Source organism: Janibacter hoylei PVAS-1 (genome assembly GCF_000297495.1).
GTDB classification, from domain to species: Bacteria; Actinomycetota; Actinomycetes; order Actinomycetales; family Dermatophilaceae; genus Janibacter; species Janibacter hoylei.
The window spans coordinates 1-2,548 of record NZ_ALWX01000112.1; the positions used below are offsets into that span (position 1 = coordinate 1).

At 68.6% G+C, this 2,548-nt stretch carries 3 protein-coding genes and 1 pseudogene; all 4 read right to left on the bottom strand.

Going from position 1 to position 2,548, the window contains the following annotated elements; translation table 11 throughout:
* Window positions 1-174 precede the first annotated feature (174 nt).
* A complete protein-coding gene (locus B277_RS15485; RefSeq protein ID WP_007930045.1) occupies window positions 175-600 on the bottom strand; it encodes a VOC family protein in 426 nt (141 codons plus the stop codon).
* A 100-nt stretch (window positions 601-700) separates the two neighbouring features.
* Window positions 701-1,183 (bottom strand): annotated as a pseudogene (locus B277_RS15490) (AMP-binding protein); the annotation flags it as partial.
* A gap of 380 nt (window positions 1,184-1,563) precedes the next feature.
* A complete protein-coding gene (locus B277_RS15500; RefSeq protein ID WP_128277192.1) occupies window positions 1,564-1,926 on the bottom strand; it encodes a hypothetical protein in 363 nt (120 codons plus the stop codon).
* Window positions 1,927-2,404: 478 nt separating this feature from the next.
* A partial coding sequence (locus B277_RS15505) for an integrase core domain-containing protein (RefSeq protein WP_007930057.1) occupies window positions 2,405-2,548 on the bottom strand: 144 nt, incomplete at its 5' end.

Here is a 2,548-nt window from a genome sequence, read left to right on the forward strand (position 1 = left end):
GCGCAGGCCTCCCGCACCGGGGTGCGGGAGACCTCGTGCCCCTGCGGCCGGTGGCCACCTCGGTCGACGGGGTCACCGGGGGCGAGGGCGACCGCTCAGGATGTCGTCGCGCAGGGCGGCGAGCAGTCGGCCGGCCTTGGTCTCGGTCGACGGGGTGGTGGTCACGCGGGGACCCTACTTGGCGAAGATCTGCGACTCGTCCGCGAAGGCCTTGAACTCCATGGCGTTGCCGGCGGGGTCGAGGAAGAACATCGTCCACTGCTCGCCGGACTGGCCCTCGAAGCGCAGGTAGGGCTCGATGACGAAGGTGGCTCCTGCCGCCTTCATCTTGCCGGCCAGGTCGTGGAAGTCATCGTACGACAGCACGGCTCCGAAGTGGGGCACGGGGACCTGGTGGTCGTCGACGGGGTTGTGCCCGGCCGGTCCGGGGGAGCCGGCGGCGGTCTGGTGGGTGACGACCTGGTGGCCGTAGAAGTTCCAGTCCACCCAGAGGGTGTCGGAGCGACCCTCCTCGAGGCCGAGGACGCCGCCGTAGAACTCGCGGGCCTTGGTGATGTCGTCGACGGGGATGGCCAGATGGAAGCAGGGGCGTGCGGTCATGGGAAGGGTCCTCCTCGGGACGTCGGTGCGCTCAATGTATACAAGTGGTGGGCTTGTATGCAATCCCGAGGAGGATCCGGCTGGGGGGTCGGGCCGGCGGTCAGCCGGCCGCGACGGTGGGTGTGGTGTGGCCCGCTCGCACCTCCCGGCGCAGGATCTTGCCGGTCGGGCCCTTGGGCAACTCCTCCCGGCGCGCAGCGTCACCGACGCGGCCACCTCCTCGCCGAGGCGTCGTGCGGACCCCCACGACGGCGGCCTCGGTGACGTCGGGGTGGGCGTAGACGACCTCCTCGATCTCGCGGGGGTAGACATTGAAGCCTCCGCGGATGATGAGGTCCTTCTTGCGGTCGACGATCGTGTAGACGCCTTCCTCGTCGCGCACGGCCAGGTCGCCGGTGTGCAGCCACCCGTCGACGATCGTCGTGGCGGTCACCTCGGGCAGCCCCCAGTAGCCCTTCATGACGTTGGGCCCCTTGATGAGGATCTCGTCGACCTCGCCGTCGGGCAGCGAGGCGCCGGTCTCGTCGGCGATGCGCAGCTCGACATCGCGCACCGGCACGCCGATCGAGCCGGCCCGGCGCGGTGTGTGCGGGTGGTTGAAGCAGGGCCCTTGAAGAGACTCGGGAAGGCGGCCGGGATGATGACCTCGTCCACGGTGTCGGCAGGAGGGCTCCCTCTTCGACTTTGCCGGCCCACTGCCGGCGTGTGTCGATGACTAGGAAGCCCAAGGCGGAGGCCATGTAGAGCGACGTGGTGTGCTGCTGCGGTGGGTGCGTGACCGCCCTCGCTCGCGTTGGCTCGCACTCGTCGTCACGGCCGAGGGGGAGGAGCTGCGCCTCGAAGTCGTCGACGCCGGCGCCCTGGCACCCGTGGAGTCCGACCCCAACCGGGCGCTCTCGCGGGACGCCGCTCTCCTTCGCAGCCTCCGTCGGCTTGGGTGATGTGTGCTTCGCCGACCTGCGCCTACCGCCTGGCGGTGAACTTCAAAGTGGCTCCGACCGCGAAGAACAGGATGCCGGGCACGCCCAGGGCTGGCAGGGCGAAAATGAGCCATCCCGACACGTCCGGCTGCGGTTGCACGCCGAGGCTGAGCGCTGTACCCAACGCGCCACCGGCCAGCAGGCTGCCCACTCCGAAGAGGACGTCGGCCACCTGTGTCGAGGGGGCTGCAAGGTGGAGAGTTAGCGCGGCCTGGGCCACGTACTCCTGGCTGACTGCGCCAGCGCGTGCCCGGGTAGCGATCGCCTCAGCCTCGGAATACAACGCATCTGCGTGTCGGGTGAGTGCGGCCAGAGCCTCCCGGTCGGCGCCTTCGGTCCACCCCATGTCGGCGGGCCCCTTAGCCATCATTGGCACCCCGCTTCGACGCGACCGTCGCTGCCCACGCTTGTCGCGCAGCTTTCGCCGACCGAGAGGGCGTGTTCGTAGTCGGCTCATCGAGCTGAACGGCGCGCCAGGTCACTGCAAAGGCCACTAGCCCCGAAACTGGGATCGCCCAGTCGAGGAGAGCGACTGGCTCGGTTAGGGAACCGCGCTCAGCCCAGGTTCCCATCACCCCAGCAGTCGTCGAGCCGACCACAGCGGCGACCATCGCCAAGTACCCGCGACGCTGGCTGCGTCGCTCATCGGCCTGGCGTTCGACGGTCGTTTCTATCGTGACCCCGTTCTCGTTGAGGCGCTTCAGCACGTCCTCGACTTCCGAGCCCGTCAGATCGAACTGAACCTCAATCTCTGGAAGCCGGTTGCGCCCCTCATCCCCTAGCGGACGTTGAGGAGGTGAAGCGCCCCAGGTTCTGCGCCGCTCCTATACGGGTTGCGGCTCTCGGATGAGGACCGCGTAGTGGGCTTGCTCGTACTCCACTGGGGTCATCATCCCAAGGGTGGAGTGCAGGCGCGTGTTGTTGTACCAGTCGACCCAGCCGGCGGTGGCGTACTCGACCTCGGCGAG